Source organism: Gemmiger sp. An120, assembly GCF_002160955.1.
Lineage (GTDB): Bacteria > Bacillota > Clostridia > Oscillospirales > Ruminococcaceae > Gemmiger_A > Gemmiger_A avium.
This window is the reverse complement of sequence record NZ_NFLN01000010.1, coordinates 26,646-43,918: the sequence shown is the minus strand read 5'-3', so window position 1 is coordinate 43,918 and position 17,273 is coordinate 26,646. Positions and strand designations below refer to the sequence as shown.

The window sequence follows — 17,273 nt, the reverse complement described above, 5'->3', positions numbered from 1 at the left end:
CATACACATGGGATGTTTCCCCCTGTTTATCGAGTTGGCGGGCCGCCCCTGCCTGGTGGCGGGCGGCGGCAAGGTGGCGCTGCGCAAGGTGCAGAAGCTGCTGCCCTTTGGCCCCCATATCACGGTGGTGGCCCCGTCGGTATGCCCGCAGCTGGCGGCGGTGCCCGGCGTGCGGTTTGTGCGCCGCCGGGTGCGTGTGGGGGATCTGCGCCGCCAGACGCTGGTCATCGCCGCCACCGATGACGCGGCCCTGAACCGGCGCATCGCCGCGGCCTGCCGGGCCCGGCACATCCCGGTCAACGTGGTGGATAACCCGGACGCGGGCAGCTTTATCTTTCCGGCGCTGGCCCGGCGTGGCCCGCTTACGGTGGGGGTCTGCACCGGCGGCGCCAGCCCGGTGGCGGCGGCCTGGGTGAAACGGCAGATCGAGGCTGTTCTGCCGGAGGAAACCTTCGGCCCCATCCTTACCTGGCTGGCCGACTGCCGCCAGCCGGTCAAGGCGGCGCTGGCGAGTGAAACCACCCGCGCGGCGCTGTTTGCCCGGCTGTTCGATACCTGTATGGAAAAGGAGCGGCCCCTCACCGATGAGGAGTTCGCCGCTCTGCTGGATCAAGCGAAAACGGAGGAAAACACCCATGGCTGAAACCGGCTGTGTATATCTGGTGGGCGCGGGCTGCGGCGCCGCCGACCTGATCACCCTGCGGGGTCTGCGCCTTTTGCAGATCTGTGAAGCGGTGGTCTACGACGATCTGATCGACCCGGCCCTGCTGGCGCAGGTTCCCCTGAGTGCTGAGCGGTACTGCGCGGGCAAGCGGGCGGGCCGCCATTCCATGCCCCAGCCCGAAATCAATGAGCTGCTGGTCCGTCTGGGCCAGAGCGGCAAGCAGGTGGTGCGGCTCAAGGGCGGCGATCCCTTTGTCTTTGGCCGGGGCGGGGAGGAATTCCTGGCCCTGCGAGAAGCGGGCATCCGCTGCCAGGTGGTGCCGGGTATCTCCTCCTCCATCGCCGTGCCCGGCGCGGCGGGGATTCCGGTCACCCACCGGCGGGCCGCCCGCAGCTTTCATGTGATCACCGGCCACACCGCCGACGGCACCGACGGCCTGCCCGAAGATCTGGACACCCTGGCCCGGCTGAACGGTACCCTGGTGTTCCTGATGGGGCTGGGCGCGCTGGAAACCATCGCCGCCCGGCTCATGGCGGCGGGCAAACCGGCCGATACCCCGGCGGCGGTGGTCAGCGGGGGCAACGCCCCCCATCCCGCCACCGTGCGGGGCACCCTGGCCGACATCGCCGCCCGCACCCGGGCTGCCGGGGTGCAGGCCCCGGCGGTGATCCTGGTGGGGCAGACCGCCGCGCTGGAACTGGCCGACCCGCCCGCCGGGCCGCTGGCCGGGCAGCGGGTGGGGCTGGTAGGCACCGACACTTTTGTCGATCGCCTGGGCGAAAAACTCACCGCCGCCGGGGCCGAGCCCCGGCTCTGCGTGGCCGCCCGCACCGAGGCGCTGCCGGTATCCCTGGACTGGGAATCCCTGACCGATGGCACCCCCCGCTGGCTGGTGCTGACCAGTGTGAACGGGGTGGAACGGCTCTTTGCCCTGCTGCGGGAAAACCGGGTGGACCTGCGCAAACTGGCCGGCTGCCGGTTTGCCGCCATCGGCCCCGCCACCGCCGCCGCTCTGGCGGCACAGGGCATCCAGCCGGATCTCTGCCCCGCCACCGCCACCGGCGAGGAACTGGGCCGCCTGCTCATCGCGTCGGTGCCTGCCGGGCAGCCCATCCTGCTGCTGCGGGCGGAAAACAGCACCCCGCTGCTGCATACAATGCTGCGCGAGGCCGGTTACCCGGTGGAGGAGCACTCCCTCTACCGCACCGTGTACCAGCCGCTGCGCCCCGCCCAGGAGGGCGAGGCCCTGGTATTCGGCAGCGCCGCCGGGGTGCGTGCCTATGCGGAGGCCTTCGGCGCGCCCGGGGCCGGGGTGAAATGCGTCTGCATCGGCCCCGTCACCGCCGCCGAGCTGGCCCGCCATACTGCCGCGCCCTTTGCCACCGCGCCGAACATCTCGGCCGACGGCATCCTGGCCTGCCTGGAAACGCTGTAAGCAACACGCTCCGCCCCTCTGCCGGGCGGGGCGCTTTTTCTTACAAAACGGTCACGCGCACCGGGCCCGGATGGCGTATAATAAAACCGTATAACCTGTCTGCACGGAGGAACCTTTATGACCCGTATCCTGCTGATCGAAGACGACGACACCATTGCCCGGGGGCTGGCCTATTCCCTGGAACAGGAGGGCTGGACGGTCACCTGTTTCGGTACCCTGGCCGAGGGCCGGGCCGCGCTGGAAACCGGCTCCTTTGAACTGCTGCTGGCCGATGTGGGCCTGCCGGACGGCAGCGGCTACGACCTGTGCGCCGCCGCCAAAAGCCGCGGCATCCCGGTGATCTTTGCCACCGCCCGGGGGGACGAGGGCAGCGTGGTGCTGGGGCTGGACATGGGCGCGGATGACTATATTGTCAAGCCCTTCCGCCTGCGGGAGGTGGCCAGCCGCATCCGGGCGGTGCTGCGCCGCGCCGCCGGGGACGGGGAACACATCGCCCGCCTGGGGGATGTGACCATCGACATGCAGCGGGCCCAGGTAAGCCGCCGGGGCCAGCCGGTGCTTCTCACCGCGCTGGAGTACCGGCTGCTGCTCACCTTTCTGGCGCACCCCGGCCAGACCCTTACCCGGGGTCAGCTGCTGGAGGGCATCTGGGACGTGGCGGGCAACTTTGTCAACGACAACACCCTGTCGGTCTACATCAAGCGGCTGCGGGAAAAGCTGGAATCCCCGGACAAGCCGCTGATCGTCACCGTGCGGGGCATCGGCTACCGGCTGGAGGCGGATACCCATGCTGCGCAATAAAGAACTGATCGGGCCCTTTGTGATAACCCTGGCCCTCGCCGCTGCGTCGGGCCTTGTGTGCGGCGCGCTGGGCGGCATGGCCGCCGGGCTGGCCGGGGCGGTCTGTACCGCGCTGGCGGGGGCGGTGTGGCTGGCGGTCACCGCCCGCCGGTATGCCCGGCTGCGCCAGCTGGGGGAGTACCTGGCCAGCGTCTACGCCGGGGGCGAGCTGCTGGACATCCGGGACAACCGGGAGGGCGAATTGAGCCTGCTGAAAAACGACCTGCACAAGATCACCGTCACCCTGCGCCAGCAGAGCGAGCAGCTGGCCCACGACAAGCAGTTTTTGCAGGGGCTTCTGGGCAGCATCTCCCACCAGCTGCGCACCCCGCTCACCGGGATGCTGGTCATGGCCGATCTGCTGGCCCGGCCCGACCTGCCGGACGAAAAGCGGGCGGAGTTCACCGGCCAGCTTACCGCCCAGCTGGAACGGATGCAGTGGCTGCTGGAACGGCTGCTGACTCTTTCCCGGCTGGACGCGGGCTGCCTGGTGATGGAGTCCGCCCCGGTCAGCCTGCCCGCGCTGGTGCGCCGGGCCGCCGCCCCGGTGCGGGTGGCGCTGGAACTGCGGGGCCAGACGCTGGAACTGGACTGCCCCGAGGGCCCGGCCTGGCAGGGGGATGAAAAATGGACCGCCGAGGCGGTGACCAACCTGATCAAAAACGCCTCCGAGCACGCCCCGGAGGGCGGCCGGGTAACGGTGCGGCTGCGACAGGACGCGCTGGCCGCCCGCATCACCGTGGAGGACAACGGCCCCGGCATCCCGGCGGCGGACAGGCCCCGCCTGTTTGAGCGGTTCTACCGGGGTTCCAACGCGGCCCCCGGCAGCGCGGGCATCGGCCTGGCCCTGGCGCGGGAGCTGGCCCGGGCTCAGGGCGGCGAGGTCACGGCGGCCAACCGTGCCGACGGCCCCGGCGCCTGCTTCACCCTGCGGCTGCCCATGCGCCCCGGTGCACTGTGAGTAAACTGTCACCCGCCCGGTCACGGCCCGGTCACCCGCGCGCGGTACACTGAGGATGCGGGCAGGGGAAACACCCCGCCCCAGCGCAAAACAAGGAGGAAACATCTTTATGGAACTGCTTCGCGTGGAACACCTGACCCGGCACTACGGCGAGGGCGCGGCCCGGGTGGTGGCGCTGGACGACGTGTCCTTTTCGGTGCAAAAAGGGGAGTTCGTGGCCATCATGGGCCCCTCCGGCAGCGGAAAAAGTACCCTGCTGCACCTGCTGGGCGGGGTGGACCGGCCCACCGCAGGCCGGGTGCTGGTGCAGGGCACCGACCTGTACGCCATGGACGAAACGGCACTGGCCATCTTCCGCCGCCGTCAGATCGGCCTGGTATACCAGTTTTACAACCTGATCCCGGTGCTGAACGTGAAAGAAAACCTGACCCTGCCCTTGCTGCTGGACGGGCGGCGGGTGGACAAGGCCTATCTGGAACGGCTGACCGAAACGCTGGGCCTGACCGACCGGCTGACCCATCTGCCGGACCAGCTGTCCGGCGGGCAGCAGCAGCGGGTGAGCATCGGCCGGGCGCTGATCGCCAATCCGGCCCTGATGCTGGCGGACGAGCCCACCGGCAACCTGGACAGCCGCAACAGCGCCGAGATCATGGCCCTGCTGCGCCATTTCCATGAAGAAAAGGGCCAGACCCTGCTGGTCATCACCCACGACGAGCGGATCGCCCGCCAGGCCGACCGGCTCATCACCATTGAAGACGGGCGCATCACCCGGGACGAGGCGGTGCGGCCATGAATGTGATCCATTCCCTTACCCTGGCCCAGATGCGGGCCAAGCCCCGCCGCACCCTGACCACCCTGATCGGGGTGGCGCTGTCGGTGGCGATGCTCACGGCGGTGTTTGCCGGGGCGGATTCCTTTCTGGACCTGATGCGCCGCGAGGCGGTGGCCACGCTGGGCAGCTGGCACGGCCAGGTGAGCAACACCAGCGGAGCGGTGGCCCAGGCTGTGGCGGAGGACGACCGGCTGAACCAGGTGGCCCTGGCCGCCAACTGGGGCCTGGACCCGGCGGAGGACGGCAGCTTTGCCGGTACGTCCCTGTTTGGGGTCAACGATGCCTTTTATGAATTGCTGGGGGTGGAGTGCATGGAGGGCGCCCTGCCCGAAAACTCCCGCCAGCTGGCCATCAGCAGCGAACTTGCCCATCTGACCGGCTGGACCGTGGGCAGCCAGGTCACGCTGGATCTGGTGCGGGCCTGGTCGGTGTCGGGCCTCGAGGCGGACGGAACCCCTTTTTACCATGCAGAAACCGGCCAGTGGAGCCCCTCTCCCACCGGCCTTGATCACACAGAAGAGGTGGGCAGCGCACGTTTTACCGTTACCGGTGTGGTGGAGATGGGGGCGTTTGACAACGGTTTTGGTGTCTGGTGGCCCTGTTTCACCACCCTGGACAGTGCCCCCGCGAGCAGCCGCTGGAACGTCTATTTCACCATGGGGACCCTTTCCAATGAAATCTGGAACGTGATGGACGACATTGCCGCCCTGCAGCAGAGCCAGGACCCGGAGTACGACGCCGGGTACAATGGCCGCGCCACCAACCGGTCGCTGCTGCTCTACGCCGGGGTGGATGAGGAGGGCAGCTGGCTGCTTACCGCCTTTTACAGCCTGATGGGGGTGGTGCTGGCGGTGATCCTGATCGGGGCGGTGTCCCTGGCGCGCAACGCCTTTTCCATCAGCCTGGCCGAGCGCACCCGCATGCTGGGCATGCTGGCCAGCGTGGGGGCCACCCGCGCCCAGAAGCGCCAGAGCGTGCTGTTTGAGGCGCTGCTGCTGGGCCTGGCGGGCATCCCGCTGGGCCTGGCGGCGGGCTGCGCGGGCATGGCCGTAACCCTGCCGCTGGTCAGCACCCAGGTGCAGGAGCTGTTCCGGTTCCATGTGCCGCTTTACCTTTCGGTGCGGCCGCTGCCGCTGCTGGGGGCCGCCGCCCTGGCGGCGCTGGCTTTGCTGGTCAGCGCCCTGCAGCCGGCCTTCCGGGCCAGCCGTGTCAGCCCCATCGACGCCATCCGCGGCGCGGGGGAGGTGCGGCTGCGGCCCCGGGACCTGCGCATTGGCGGGATCACCCGGCGTCTGTTCGGCTTTACCGGCGCCCTGGCGCTGAAAAACTGCAAGCGCAGCCGGGGCCGGTACCGTTCCATCGTGTTCTCCCTGGCGCTCAGCGTGGTCATGCTGCTGGCCGCCAGCGGCCTGTCCTACTACGTGGACCAGTCGGTGGCCATGCGCTACGGGCGGGACATCCCGCCGGCCCACGCCACGGTGGGCCTGAGCGACCCGGCCGTCGACCCGGCGCCACTGCTGGAAGAGATGCAGTCGCTGCCCGGCGCCGGAACCTGCCAGATTACCGGCGGGATCGACGTGGGCATGATGGGCTCCTGGCAGGTGAGCGAGCAGGACCTGAGCGCCGAGGCCCGCCGCTGGCTGACCGAGCGCAGCGAATACCGGGTGCAGATGGGCCTTGAGCCGCTGGCGTCGGAGGGCGCCTATACCGTTCAGCCCACGCTGCTGGTGCTGGAGGACGAGGACTTCGCCGCCTGGGCGGGCCGGGACGTGACCCTGCGCACCGATCTGCTGGACTGTGTGCTGGTCACCGACAACTACCTGGCCGATCTGGGCAGCTTTGCCCAGCTGAAAAACGCCCTCCGGATCGAAGCGGGATTCTCCCAGACCTTTGACCAGGGGGAGGGCCGGTTTGCCGATACCTGGCGGGTGGCGGCCCTGGCCGCCGAGGCCCCGGCCAACAGCGGGGACACGACCCTGGCGGGGGACGGGCTCACGGTGCAGCTGGTCACCAGCCGCACGGTGTTTGAGGCGTTCCTGGCCCGGCAGGCGGCCGCCGGCCGCACCGGAAGCTATTTCTGGACGGTGCTCTACACCGACGCGGAGGACCCGGTGCAGCTGCAGGAGAGCCTGCTGGAATGGGTCGGCGAGGGTGACGGCCAGGAGAATTCCTACCGCAGTGCCGGTGTCAGCGACATGAGCAGTATGCAGAGTTTTGCTTTCCTGCTTCGGGTGTTCTGCGGCGGCTTTGTGGTGCTGCTGTGCCTGGTCTGTGCCGCCAACATCCACAACACCGTCACCACCGGCTTTGAACTGCGTGCCCGGGAGTATGCCATGCTGCGCAGCGTGGGGGTCACCCCCGGGGGCTTTGCCCGGATGCTCCGGCTGGAAAGCCTGTTCTACGGCATCAAGGCCCTGTGCTGGGGCTTGCCGGTGGGGCTGGCGGTGCTGGTGGCGGAACACCGGGCCATCAACCTGAATTTCTATTCCGCCTTCAGCGTGCCGGTCTGGGGCTTTGTCCTGGCGGCAGCGGTGGTCTTTGGGGTCTGCGGCCTTTCAGGTTGGGCAGCCCGGCGGCGTCTGGTCCGCCAGACCATCGTGGAGGCGATACACACCACGGTGCTGTAAACCAAAACGTGCCCCCGGCAGCTGCCGGGGGCACGTTTTTTGTGTGATTCAGGCGGATTGCCCTTTGCCGCGGCGCAGCCGGGCAAATCCGGCCTGCAGGGCCTCCAGCCCGGCGGGCGCCGCCAGTATGAAAAACGGCAGATAGCCGAACAGGTAGCGGGAACGCCATTCCCATACCAGCTCCAGCAGGAACATGCCGAACACACACAGGTGGGCAAAGAAGATTCCATCCACCAGCAGCGCACCCTTTTGCAGCAGCCGCCGCACAGCGCCCGCGGTCAGGCAGATCAGAAACGCGAAATGCAGTGCGTTGGAGCAATAGTAAAATACCTGATATAAAGCTGTGCCGGGTTTGAAAAATTCCCGCACAGGCGTGTCGGGCCAATAGAAGGTATCCCGGTCGTACTGGTTTACCTGGAGAGTTCCGTCTTTCCAGGTTTCTACCACCTTGCGGTTGGTAAACAGCAGATTTTCCAGCGGGCTGCGGGCGGCGATCCGGTCAAAGCACATCTGCAGGCAGATGGCGGTGCGGGCCTCAAAGGTGAATTTTCCCTGCTGAAGATTGAAGGTGAATTCGTTGTCCTCATACACCCAGGGACCGTCCGGATTCTGGGCCATCATGAAATAGTGGGTCACCGGCACCTGCCATTCTTGCTTGACGTATTCCCGGGAGAAACGGCCCCAGATACCGGATTCGGCAAAGAATACCGGCAGTGCCCAGGCCACCGCCCCCAGACAGATCACGAAGGCGGCTAGGGCGGCCAGCTTGCGCCGGATTCCATCCAGAGACAGCATGACCAGCCAGATCAACGCCGCCACGATCAGCACCGCGTAGGTGCCTTTCATCCGCAGCGCCAGCCCGGCCAGCACCCCGGCACCCACCCCCCAGAGCGGGCGTTTTGTCTGGCGCAGCTTGGCCAGGCACAGCAGCATTCCGGTGCAGAAAGGCAGCGACATGGAGTCGGAGTAGGGGGTGGCGGCATATCCGTAAAAAGGCAGCACCAGTACCCAGACCACCGCGCACAGAAGCGCCTGCCGGTTGCCCAGCAGCACCCGGACAGCCAGATAGAACAGCAGATGTGCCACCCACAAAAACAGCGCGCAGAGCACCGCCGCCGCCAGATTGAAGTCCACCGCTTCGCCGCCGATCAGATACCACAACCGGTACCAGCCGGTAAACAGCATCAGGATCGCGCCGTTCTGGGGGAACCGATAAAAATATTCCGCATTGCGCATCCGTTCGGGAAACGGGGCTGACGCAATGTTAGCCGCCTCCGAATGGATGACCCAGATATCCCAGTCAGCACGGGGAAAGTCCTCCAGCTGCATTAGCGCACTGACCAGGCACAGCGCCAGGAACAGCCCGGAAATTATCCAGAAAGCAATCCGCCGCTGCCGGCCATTTTCCGCAAAGGCGTCAAAACGCTCGCTGCAGCTTAACCGCCACAGACCGGCCAGGAGCACCAGCCCACATATCGTGGCCAGGGTGATGGCCACCGGATCGGCGCGATTCCAGTACAGGGCAACCGCGGTCAGATAGAAAAAGGATACCGCCGCAAGAGCGTAAAAAATCCGCTCGCAAAAAGGGGTGATCTTGTTCAAGAAAAAGCCCTCCACACAATTTTGATATTCATAATTTTATCACAATTTCTGTGTAATGAAAAGCCATGGGTGGCCCCCTTGTAAGCCGGGGCAAAAAGCGGTATAATGACAGAAATTCGATAAAATCCGAGTAAGGAGCATGTTCATGGCTGTAAAGTATACCCGCCCCCGCGGTACCCAGGACGTACTGCCCGGCCAGAGCGGCCGCTGGCTGCGTCTGGAAAAACTCATGCGCCGTACCGTGGGCCTGTACGGTTACAAGGAGATCCGCCTGCCCACCTTTGAGGCCACCGAGGTGTTTGCCCGGGGTGTGGGCGATACCACCGATATTGTGTCCAAGGAAATGTACACCTTCCTGGACAAGGGAAACCGCAGCATCACCCTGCGGCCGGAAGGCACCGCCGGCGTGGCCCGTGCCATTCTGGAAAACGGCCTGCTGGGTTCCAGCCCGGCCCCGCTGAAAGCCTATTACCTGCAAAGCTGCTTCCGCTATGAAAAGGCCCAGAAAGGCCGCCTGCGGGAGTTCCACCAGCTGGGCATCGAGTGCTATGGCGCCGACGATCCCGCCGCCGACGCGGAGGTTATCGCGGTGGCCCGGCAGATCCTGTCCGCCGCAGGTCTGCGGCAGGTGCGGCTGGAGATCAACTCCATCGGCTGCCCCCACTGCCGTCCCAAGTATCACGAGGCCCTGCGAGAATATTTCAGCGCCCACAAGGCCGAGCTCTGCGAAACCTGCCTGGAGCGTCTCGACCGCAACCCCATGCGCATTCTGGACTGCAAGGTGGAAAGCTGCGGCAAGGTGGCTGCCGGTGCGCCGGTGGTGCTGGACTACCTGTGTGAGGACTGCCAGAGCCGTTTTGATCAGGTCAAGGCGCTGCTGGACGCCCAGGGCATCGAGTACGTGGTGAACCCCACCATTGTGCGCGGCCTGGACTACTACACCAACACCGTGTTTGAGTTCATCCACACCGCCGTGGGCACCCAGGGCACCATCTGCGGCGGCGGCCGGTATAATGGATTGATGGAGCAGTTCGGCGGTCCTGCCACCCCCGCGGTGGGCTTTGGCATGGGCGTTGAGCGGCTGCTCATGGCTCTGGAGGACGAGGGCGTGGAGCTGGGCGGCGACCCGGTGCCCGCGCTCTATCTGGCCCCGTTGGGCGAAGCGGGCAAGACCGAAGCCATCCGGCTGGCGACTGAGCTGCGCAGCCGGGGCCTGTATGTGGAAACCGACATCGTGGGCCGTGGCCTGAAAGCCCAGATGAAGTACGCCAACAAGCTGGGTGCTGTGTACAGCATGGTGCTGGGCGACGATGAGGTCAATGCCCGCCGCGCCCGCGTCAAGCGGATGGAGGACGGCGCCGAGACCGAACTGAGCCTGGACGATCTGGGCGAGTTCCTCTGCCAGAACCTGTGAACCTGCGCCACGACCGTCTGCGGGTGCTGGGAATCTGGCTGGCGGTGGGCCTTGTTTACCTGATCTGGGTGCGGGCCACCGGCTGGGGCATTCCCTGTCCGATTCACACTGTCACCGGGCTGGAGTGCCCGGGCTGCGGCATTACCCGCATGCTCACCGCCCTTTCCCGGGGGGACTGGGCTTCTGCCCGTGCCGCCAACGCGGGATTGTTTTACCTGTCGCCGTTTCTGGCGCTGTTTCTGGGCCGGGCTTTGTGGCTCTGGCTCACCGGCCGAAAGGCCGATAAACCGGTTTTGCGCATCGCGGGCGCGGGGCTGGTCATCTTTCTTGTAGTCTGGGGCATCGTTCGCAACCTGTCTCTGTAGATCGAGCCGCCTGCGGCGGCGCCATCCACACACGAAAAGAAGATATAAGGAGAAACCAATGAACAAGAATATTGCGGTATGCGTCATTCTGAGCATCGTTACCTGCGGTATCTACGGCATCTACTGGCTGTACACCCTGAACGAGGCCGCCTGCCAGATCAACCCCGCCGAGTGGAACACCTCCGGCGGCATGGTCATTCTGCTGAGCATCGTTACCTGCGGCATTTACAGCATCTACTGGAACTATAAGATGGGCAAGGCCTTTGCGGTGGTGCCCGGTTCTTCCGACAACAGCCTGCTGTACATCATCCTGCACTTTTTCGGCCTGGGCATCGTGAACATGTGCATCATGCAGAGCGATGTGAACCGCGCCTACCCGGTCTGATATTGCTTTATGGCCGCCCGGTCCCCAGACGCCGGGCGGCTTTCCTTTTGCGCGCACCTTGTAATATCCGCCCAAACGCGCTATAATGGGGCGGTATGGAAACACGGGGCCTTCTGTGCCCCCGAACAACGAGATAAAGGGGTTTTACGAACTATGGAAACCATGGGGAACCTGCGCCGTACCCACTATGTGGGCGGGCTGCGCCTGGCGGACGCGGGCACCGAGATGACGGTGGCCGGCTCCATCGCCAAATGCCGTGATAAGGGCGGCATCATCTTTGCCGACCTGCGGGACACCACCGGTGTGCTGCAGATGGTGTTTGACGACGGCACCGACCGGGAGGTCTTTGCCAAGGCCCAGAGCCTGAAGAGCGAGTATGTGGTGATTGCCCGCGGCACCCTGCGGGAGCGGGACGCCAAGACCGATAAGATCCCCACCGGCGAGGTGGAGCTGTACGTGAGCGAGCTGCGTGTGCTCAGCGCTGCGGAGACCACCCCGTTCGAGATCCGGGACGAGATCAAGGTCAAGGACGAACTGCGGCTGAAATACCGCTATCTGGACCTGCGCCGTCCCAGCATGCACGAGCCGCTGGTGCTGCGCAGCCGCATCTGCCAGATCGTGCGCAACTATTTCTGCGACCATCACTTCTGCGAGATCGAGACCCCCATGCTGATGAAGAGCACGCCGGAAGGCGCGCGGGACTACCTGGTGCCCAGCCGGGTGCAGCCGGGCCATTTCTACGCCCTGCCCCAGTCCCCCCAGCTGTACAAGCAGATTCTGATGCTGTCCGGCTTTGACCGGTATTTCCAGATCGCCCGCTGCTTCCGGGACGAGGACCTGCGCGCCGACCGTCAGCCGGAGTTTACCCAGATCGACCTGGAGATGAGCTTCGTCACCGAGGACGACATCATGACCCTGAACGAGGGCCTGATCAAGCTGCTCTGGAAAGAGATCCTGAACATCGATCTGACCACCCCGTTCCGCCGTATTCCCTGGGACGAGGCCATGGCCCGCTTCGGCTCCGACAAGCCGGATATGCGGTTCGGCCTGGAGCTCATGGACGTGACCGACGCGGTGCGTTCCAGCAGCTTTGCGCCCTTCCGCAGCGCCATCGACGCGGGCGGCAGTGTGCGCCTGATCAACTGCAAGGGCCTGGCCGCCCAGCTCACCCGCAAGACCATCGACAAGCTGGGCGAGGTGGCCAAGACCTACGGCGCCAAGGGCCTGGCCTACACCCGCCTGACCGAGGAAGGCGAGACCTCCAGCTTTGAGAAGTTCCTTACCGAGGAGGAGAAGGCCGCTCTGCGTGCCGCTGCCGGCGCCGAGACCGGCGACGTGCTGCTGGTGGTCAGCGACGCCAACAACACCCGCGCCTGCACCGCTCTGGGCCAGGTGCGTCTGGAAGTGGCCCGCCGCTGCGACCTGATCGATCCCAGCAAGTTCGAGTTCCTGTGGGTGGTGCGGTTCCCGCTGTTCGAGTACAGCGAGGAGGAGGGCCGCTTCATGGCCATGCACCATCCCTTCACCATGCCCACCGAGGACAGCCTGGACAAGGTGGAAACCGACCAGGCGGCCTGCTACGCCAACGCCTACGACATCGTGCTGAACGGTGTGGAGCTGGGCGGCGGTTCCATCCGTATCAACGATCCGGAACTGCAGGGCCGTATGTTCAAGGCGCTGGGCTTCACCGAGGAGAAGGCCCGGGAGAGCTTTGGCTTCCTGATGGATGCCTACCGTTACGGTGCGCCCCCGCACGGTGGTATGGCCTACGGCCTGGACCGTCTGGTCATGCTGATGCTGGGCCGGGATTCCATCCGGGACGTGATTGCCTTCCCCAAGGTGCAGAACGCCAGCGAGCTGATGAGCGGCGCCCCCGACGTGGTGGACGCCAAGCAGCTGACCGAACTTCACCTTGAAAAAGTTTTGCTTGAGCTTATTAACAAAGAATAAGTACAAAAGCGGGCCGGGAGTTATCCCGACCCGCTTTTTGTATGGAACTTTCCCCGCCGGGGTATACTCTCCGGGAGAAAGCGGGTGAGTGCATTGTCAAAAAAGTCCAAGCGGGGCGTTTTGATCTTAGCGGCCGGGGCGGCCATCCAGGCCCTTACCGGCATCCCGGCGGCCTGGGGCGTGTTCCATGAACCGGTGGCCGCCGAATACCGGCTGAACGAAGCCGGGGCCGAGTGGGTGTTCAGCCTGATCATCGGGGCGTTCGGGCTGGGCTGTGTGCTGGGCGGTTTTCTGCAGGACCGGTTCGGCCCACGCCCCGCCGGGCTGGCCGGGGCGGCGCTGCTGGCGGGAGGTTTTGCCGCCGGGGCGGCAGTTCCGGCGGGCAGCGCGGCGGTGTTCGCGCTGGCGTTCAGCCTGCCGGTGGGGATGGGGTGCGCGTTCCTGTACCCGGCGGTCATGAGCTGCGCCCAGAAATGGTACGCCGATAAAAAGGGCCTGGCCACCGGCGTGATCGGCGGCGCGGCCGGGGCCAGCGGCGCGGTGCTCTCCCTGTTGGTGAATGGCCTGAACGGCCGGTGGGGCATCCGGGCCTGCCTGTGGGTGCTGGCCGGGGTACTGGCGGTGGTCTGCGGCGGCGGGGCGGCTCTGCTCAAAAACCCGCCGCAAACCACAAAACAACCCGCGGCATCGCCCGCCGACGGGCAGGACTACACCCCCGCCCGGATGCTGCGTACCCGACAGTACTGGCTCTGCGTCACGGTGGTGGCCATGGCTTCGCCAGCCGTGCTGCTGTTCAGCCCCATCCTGCTGGAACTGGGCCGCCAGCGGGGCCTGCCCGATGCCTGGGCGGCGCTGCCGGTGGCGGTGGGCAGCGTGGGCAGCGCCGCCGGCCGGCTGCTCATGCCCCTGCTCAGCGATCGGCTGGGCCGCCGCCGCACCTATCTGGGCCTGTTTGCTGCCTTGGCGGGCCTGTCCGTGGCCTTTGCCTTTGCCCGGGGCGGCTGGTTCGTGGCCGGGTACACGGCACTGACCTTCTGCTACTCCGGCCAGGCGGCGCTGCTGCCCGCGCTGGGCACCGACCTGTTCGGCATGCCCCATGCCGGGGTCAACTACGGATTCCTGGCCCTGGGCATGAGCGCGGGCGGGCTGGCTTTTCCGCTGGCGGCCCGGGCGCTGCATTGGCAGCTGGCCCGGCACTGGGTGGCGGTGGCGGCGGCCGCTGCGGGCTTTGTCTGCCTGCTGGCATTGCGTCCCACCGGCGGGAAAGGCGGCTTTGACAAATCCTTGAGAAAAAATTGACAAAATTTCCGCAGTCCTGTCTGCGCAAACGCTTGAAAAAAAGGCTTGTCCACCGTATAATAGTATGAGCAGTGCCAATCATTTTTCAGCAGAAAAGGAGAGTACTATTATGACCTATTCTCATGAAGTAGAGCGTATGTGTCCTCTGACCAAAGGCCCGCACCACGGTCCCGCCCCCATTCCGGAGGAGGGCAACTGGGTAAAAGCCTATGAGATCAAGGACATTTCCGGTCTGACCCACGGTGTGGGCTGGTGCGCCCCCCAGCAGGGTACCTGCAAGCTGACCCTGAACGTGAAGAACGGCGTCATCGAAGAAGCCCTGGTGGAGACCATCGGCTGCTCCGGCATGACCCATTCTGCCGCCATGGCCGGCGAGATCCTGCCCGGCAAGACCATTCTGGAAGCCCTGAACACCGACCTGGTTTGCGACGCCATCAACGTGGCTATGCGTGAGCTGTTCCTGCAGATCGTCTACGGCCGCAGCCAGACCGCTTTCAGCGAGGACGGCCTGCCCATCGGCGCCGGCCTGGAAGACCTGGGCAAGGGTCTGCGCAGCATGACCGGTACCATCTTCTCCACCAAGGCCAAGGGTGTTCGTTACCTGGAGCTGACCGAGGGCTACATCCTCAAGACCGCTCTGGACGAGAACAACGAGGTCATCGGCTATCAGTTCGTGCGTCTGGGCAAGATGCTGGAGGCGATCCGCCACGGCGAGGATCCCAAGACCGCGTTCGAGAAGAACATCGGCACCTACGGCCGGTTCGATGGCGCTGCCAAGTACATCGACCCGCGCGAAGAATAAGAGAGGAGGAGTACAACAATGGCTACTTTTGAATCTATGGATCGCCGCATGCCCAAAATCGAGGCATGCCTGAAGGCCAACGGCCTGGAATCCCTGGACGCCTGCCGCGATATGCTCCTCGAGAAGGGCATCGACTGCGAGGCTATTGTCAAGGGCGTGCAGCCCATCTGCTTTGAGAACGCTGTGTGGGCCTACACCCTGGGCACCGCCATCGCCGTGAAGCGCGGCCTGACCAGCGCCGCCGAGTGCGCCGCTGCCATCGGCGAGGGCCTGGAGGCCTTCACCATCCCCGGCTCTGTGGCCGAGCAGCGCAAGGTGGGCCTGGGCCACGGTAACCTGGGCGCCATGCTGCTGAGCGACGACACCAAGTGCTTTGCCTTCCTGGCCGGCCACGAGTCCTTCGCCGCCGCCGAGGGCGCCATCGGTATCGCCCGCACCGCCAACAAGGCCCGCAAGACCCCGCTGCGCGTCATTCTGAACGGCCTGGGCAAGGACGCTGCCTACATCATCAGCCGTATCAACGGCTTCACCTACGTGGAGACCGACTACGACTTCAAGACCGGCGAGCTGAAGGTTGTCCGTGAGAAGGCCTTCTCCGACGGCGAGCGCGCCGCCGTGAAGTGCTACGGTGCCAACGACGTGCTGGAAGGCGTGGCCATCATGAAGAAGGAGGCCGTGGAGGTTTCCATCACCGGTAACTCCACCAACCCCACCCGGTTCCAGCACCTGGTTGCCGGCACCTACAAGAAGTGGGCCATCGAGAACGGCAAGAAGTACTTCTCCGTGGCTTCCGGCGGCGGCACCGGCCGTACCCTGCATCCGGACAACGTGGCCGCTGGTCCCGCCAGCTACGGCCTGACCGACAGCATGGGCCGCATGCACGGCGACGCTCAGTTCGCCGGCTCCTCCAGCGTGCCTGCTCACGTGGAGATGATGGGTCTGATCGGCGCCGGCAACAACCCCATGGTCGGTATGACCGTGGCTTGCGCTGTGGCTGCTTCTCAGGTCAATCAGTAATTCTTTTTCCGCATAAAAAGCCCGCGGGCCATCTGGCCCGCGGGCTTTTTGTATGCCGATCAAAAGGGTGCCGTATCATAGAGGGGATCGCCGCCCTGCCGGTGAGAAAAATACCGGCCCGGGCTCATGCCCACATAGGCCTTGAACACCCGGCAGAACTGCTGCTGGCTGCTGAAGCCGCATTCCAGTGCCAGCCGGTCCATGGGCATCCGATCACCCTCGGCGCTTCCGCGCTGGATGGCCCGGCTGATCCGGATACCGGTGATGTAGGCCCCGGGGCTTACCCCCAGTTCCCGGCGGAACAGGCCGCTCAGCTGCCGGGCGGAGATGCCGCACTCCTGGGCCACCTGCTCCACCGTAAGTTTTTCCGAATAGTGGGCGGCAATGTATTCCGCCGCCACCACCAGATGCCGGTTGTGCAGGGTGCCGCCCGGCCCGTCCTCCCGGCCGATCTGGCGGCTCAGCAGCATCACCAGCTGCAGCAGGTACAGCTCGCACATCTGCTGGTAGTTGGGCTGCCGGTTGTGCAGTTCCTGCTGCAGGTAATCCACCGTGTCCCGCAGCTGGGGGGTGGTTTCCCCCAGAAAGTACCGCCGCCGCCCCAGCATCAGATCCAGCGGAAAATACAGCTGCTGCTCCCGCAGACGGTCACTCAGCGGCAGCTGGAAATGCCCGGGCTGAAAATGCATCTGCAGCAGTACACAGCCCTCCTGGCTGGCAGCCCCGTGAGGAACTTCCGGATACAGCAGCAGAAACTGCCCGGTTTCCAGCGTTACGGGCGCCCCGTCCGGCGTGATCACCGCCTGCCCGGACAGGCAGCAGTTGATCTCCGCTTCCGCGTGCAGATGAGGGGCAAAGGTGTAGTTTGCGGGTAAAGCCTTTACCGAAGCGCTGCCTGCCTGGCCCAGGCCGGAACTGTGGAACAGCAGCGTTGTGGCGTCATCTTTCAACACATTCGCCTCCTTTTTTATATATAGTATACCATAATCTGAGGCGTCTGTGTTCCTAAAATAGCAAAAAAGTATAAGAATTTTCCGTTTTCGGCAAGCCAGCAACGGCGGCGGATGTTACAATGAAGTC

General features: G+C 65.3%; 15 protein-coding genes. 13 read left to right on the top strand and 2 right to left on the bottom strand.

Translation table 11 applies throughout. The features are described 5' to 3' along the window. Positions 1–7: 7 nt before the first annotated feature. The 6 genes from B5E65_RS09565 to B5E65_RS09540 all read left to right on the top strand — a co-directional run bounded on the left by B5E65_RS09565 (position 8) and on the right by B5E65_RS09540 (position 7,359). Entirely contained in the window at positions 8–643 is a 636-nt protein-coding gene (locus B5E65_RS09565; protein WP_087171549.1) for a precorrin-2 dehydrogenase/sirohydrochlorin ferrochelatase family protein, read from the top strand. Beyond that, positions 636–2,099, top strand: coding sequence for a uroporphyrinogen-III C-methyltransferase (gene cobA / locus B5E65_RS09560; RefSeq protein WP_158098558.1), 1,464 nt, complete (start codon positions 636–638; stop codon positions 2,097–2,099). The genes B5E65_RS09565 and cobA overlap by 8 nt, the downstream gene beginning before the upstream one ends. A gap of 117 nt (positions 2,100–2,216) precedes the next feature. Then, on the top strand, positions 2,217–2,900 hold the full coding sequence (locus B5E65_RS09555; protein ID WP_087171547.1) for a response regulator transcription factor: 684 nt from the start codon (positions 2,217–2,219) through the stop codon (positions 2,898–2,900). Further along, the gene (locus B5E65_RS09550; protein WP_087171546.1) at positions 2,887–3,900 is read left to right on the top strand and encodes a sensor histidine kinase; all 1,014 of its coding nucleotides are present in this window, start codon (positions 2,887–2,889) and stop codon (positions 3,898–3,900) included. The genes B5E65_RS09555 and B5E65_RS09550 overlap by 14 nt, the downstream gene beginning before the upstream one ends. A 109-nt stretch (positions 3,901–4,009) precedes the next feature. Next, positions 4,010–4,693 (top strand): ABC transporter ATP-binding protein, encoded by a 684-nt coding sequence (locus tag B5E65_RS09545; RefSeq protein WP_087171545.1) that lies wholly within the window; start codon positions 4,010–4,012, stop codon positions 4,691–4,693. After that, positions 4,690–7,359 (top strand): ABC transporter permease, encoded by a 2,670-nt coding sequence (locus tag B5E65_RS09540; RefSeq protein WP_087171544.1) that lies wholly within the window; start codon positions 4,690–4,692, stop codon positions 7,357–7,359. Before B5E65_RS09545 ends, B5E65_RS09540 begins: the two co-directional genes overlap by 4 nt. 48 nt (positions 7,360–7,407) lie before the next feature. Here B5E65_RS09540 and B5E65_RS09535 read toward each other — a convergent pair whose 3' ends face one another. Next, positions 7,408–8,961, bottom strand: coding sequence for a glycosyltransferase family 39 protein (locus tag B5E65_RS09535; RefSeq protein ID WP_087171543.1), 1,554 nt, complete (start codon positions 8,959–8,961; stop codon positions 7,408–7,410). 145 nt (positions 8,962–9,106) lie between these two features. On the opposite strand from B5E65_RS09535, the gene hisS reads away from it, so the two are divergent. The 7 genes from hisS to B5E65_RS09500 all read left to right on the top strand — a co-directional run bounded on the left by hisS (position 9,107) and on the right by B5E65_RS09500 (position 16,193). Next, entirely contained in the window at positions 9,107–10,375 is a 1,269-nt protein-coding gene (gene hisS / locus B5E65_RS09530; RefSeq protein ID WP_087171542.1) for a histidine--tRNA ligase, read from the top strand. Beyond that, a complete protein-coding gene (locus B5E65_RS09525) occupies positions 10,372–10,740 on the top strand; it encodes a DUF2752 domain-containing protein (RefSeq protein ID WP_087171541.1) in 369 nt (122 codons plus the stop codon). Before hisS ends, B5E65_RS09525 begins: the two co-directional genes overlap by 4 nt. Positions 10,741–10,798: 58 nt before the next feature. Then, on the top strand, positions 10,799–11,125 hold the full coding sequence (locus tag B5E65_RS09520; protein WP_087171540.1) for a DUF4234 domain-containing protein: 327 nt from the start codon (positions 10,799–10,801) through the stop codon (positions 11,123–11,125). 153 nt (positions 11,126–11,278) lie between these two features. Further along, a complete protein-coding gene (aspS, locus tag B5E65_RS09515; protein WP_206406298.1) occupies positions 11,279–13,075 on the top strand; it encodes an aspartate--tRNA ligase in 1,797 nt (598 codons plus the stop codon). A gap of 84 nt (positions 13,076–13,159) precedes the next feature. Further along, on the top strand, positions 13,160–14,374 hold the full coding sequence (locus B5E65_RS09510) for an MFS transporter (RefSeq protein ID WP_242957521.1): 1,215 nt from the start codon (positions 13,160–13,162) through the stop codon (positions 14,372–14,374). Positions 14,375–14,483: 109 nt separating this feature from the next. Next, a complete protein-coding gene (locus B5E65_RS09505) occupies positions 14,484–15,176 on the top strand; it encodes an iron-sulfur cluster assembly scaffold protein (protein WP_087171538.1) in 693 nt (230 codons plus the stop codon). A gap of 18 nt (positions 15,177–15,194) precedes the next feature. Then, on the top strand, positions 15,195–16,193 hold the full coding sequence (locus B5E65_RS09500) for a GGGtGRT protein (RefSeq protein ID WP_087171537.1): 999 nt from the start codon (positions 15,195–15,197) through the stop codon (positions 16,191–16,193). Positions 16,194–16,252: 59 nt separating this feature from the next. On the opposite strand, the gene B5E65_RS09495 is transcribed toward B5E65_RS09500, so the two are convergent. Next, positions 16,253–17,146 carry an AraC family transcriptional regulator gene (locus B5E65_RS09495; RefSeq protein WP_158098557.1) on the bottom strand — a complete coding sequence of 298 codons (894 nt, stop codon included), beginning with the start codon at positions 17,144–17,146 and terminating at the stop codon, positions 16,253–16,255. Positions 17,147–17,273: the final 127 nt, after the last annotated feature.

Excerpts from the sequence above, each read along its gene's own strand:
- B5E65_RS09545 (WP_087171545.1), top strand. The coding sequence starts at position 4,010 with ATGGAACTGCTTCGCGTGGAACACCTGACCCGGCACTACGGCGAGGGC.
- aspS (WP_206406298.1), top strand. The coding sequence starts at position 11,279 with ATGGAAACCATGGGGAACCTGCGCCGTACCCACTATGTGGGCGGGCTG.
- B5E65_RS09555 (WP_087171547.1), top strand. The coding sequence starts at position 2,217 with ATGACCCGTATCCTGCTGATCGAAGACGACGACACCATTGCCCGGGGG.
- hisS (WP_087171542.1), top strand. The coding sequence starts at position 9,107 with ATGGCTGTAAAGTATACCCGCCCCCGCGGTACCCAGGACGTACTGCCC.
- B5E65_RS09505 (WP_087171538.1), top strand. The coding sequence starts at position 14,484 with ATGACCTATTCTCATGAAGTAGAGCGTATGTGTCCTCTGACCAAAGGC.
- cobA (WP_158098558.1), top strand. The coding sequence starts at position 636 with ATGGCTGAAACCGGCTGTGTATATCTGGTGGGCGCGGGCTGCGGCGCC.
- B5E65_RS09500 (WP_087171537.1), top strand. The coding sequence starts at position 15,195 with ATGGCTACTTTTGAATCTATGGATCGCCGCATGCCCAAAATCGAGGCA.
- B5E65_RS09565 (WP_087171549.1), top strand. The coding sequence starts at position 8 with ATGGGATGTTTCCCCCTGTTTATCGAGTTGGCGGGCCGCCCCTGCCTG.
- B5E65_RS09550 (WP_087171546.1), top strand. The coding sequence starts at position 2,887 with ATGCTGCGCAATAAAGAACTGATCGGGCCCTTTGTGATAACCCTGGCC.
- B5E65_RS09520 (WP_087171540.1), top strand. The coding sequence starts at position 10,799 with ATGAACAAGAATATTGCGGTATGCGTCATTCTGAGCATCGTTACCTGC.
- B5E65_RS09540 (WP_087171544.1), top strand. The coding sequence starts at position 4,690 with ATGAATGTGATCCATTCCCTTACCCTGGCCCAGATGCGGGCCAAGCCC.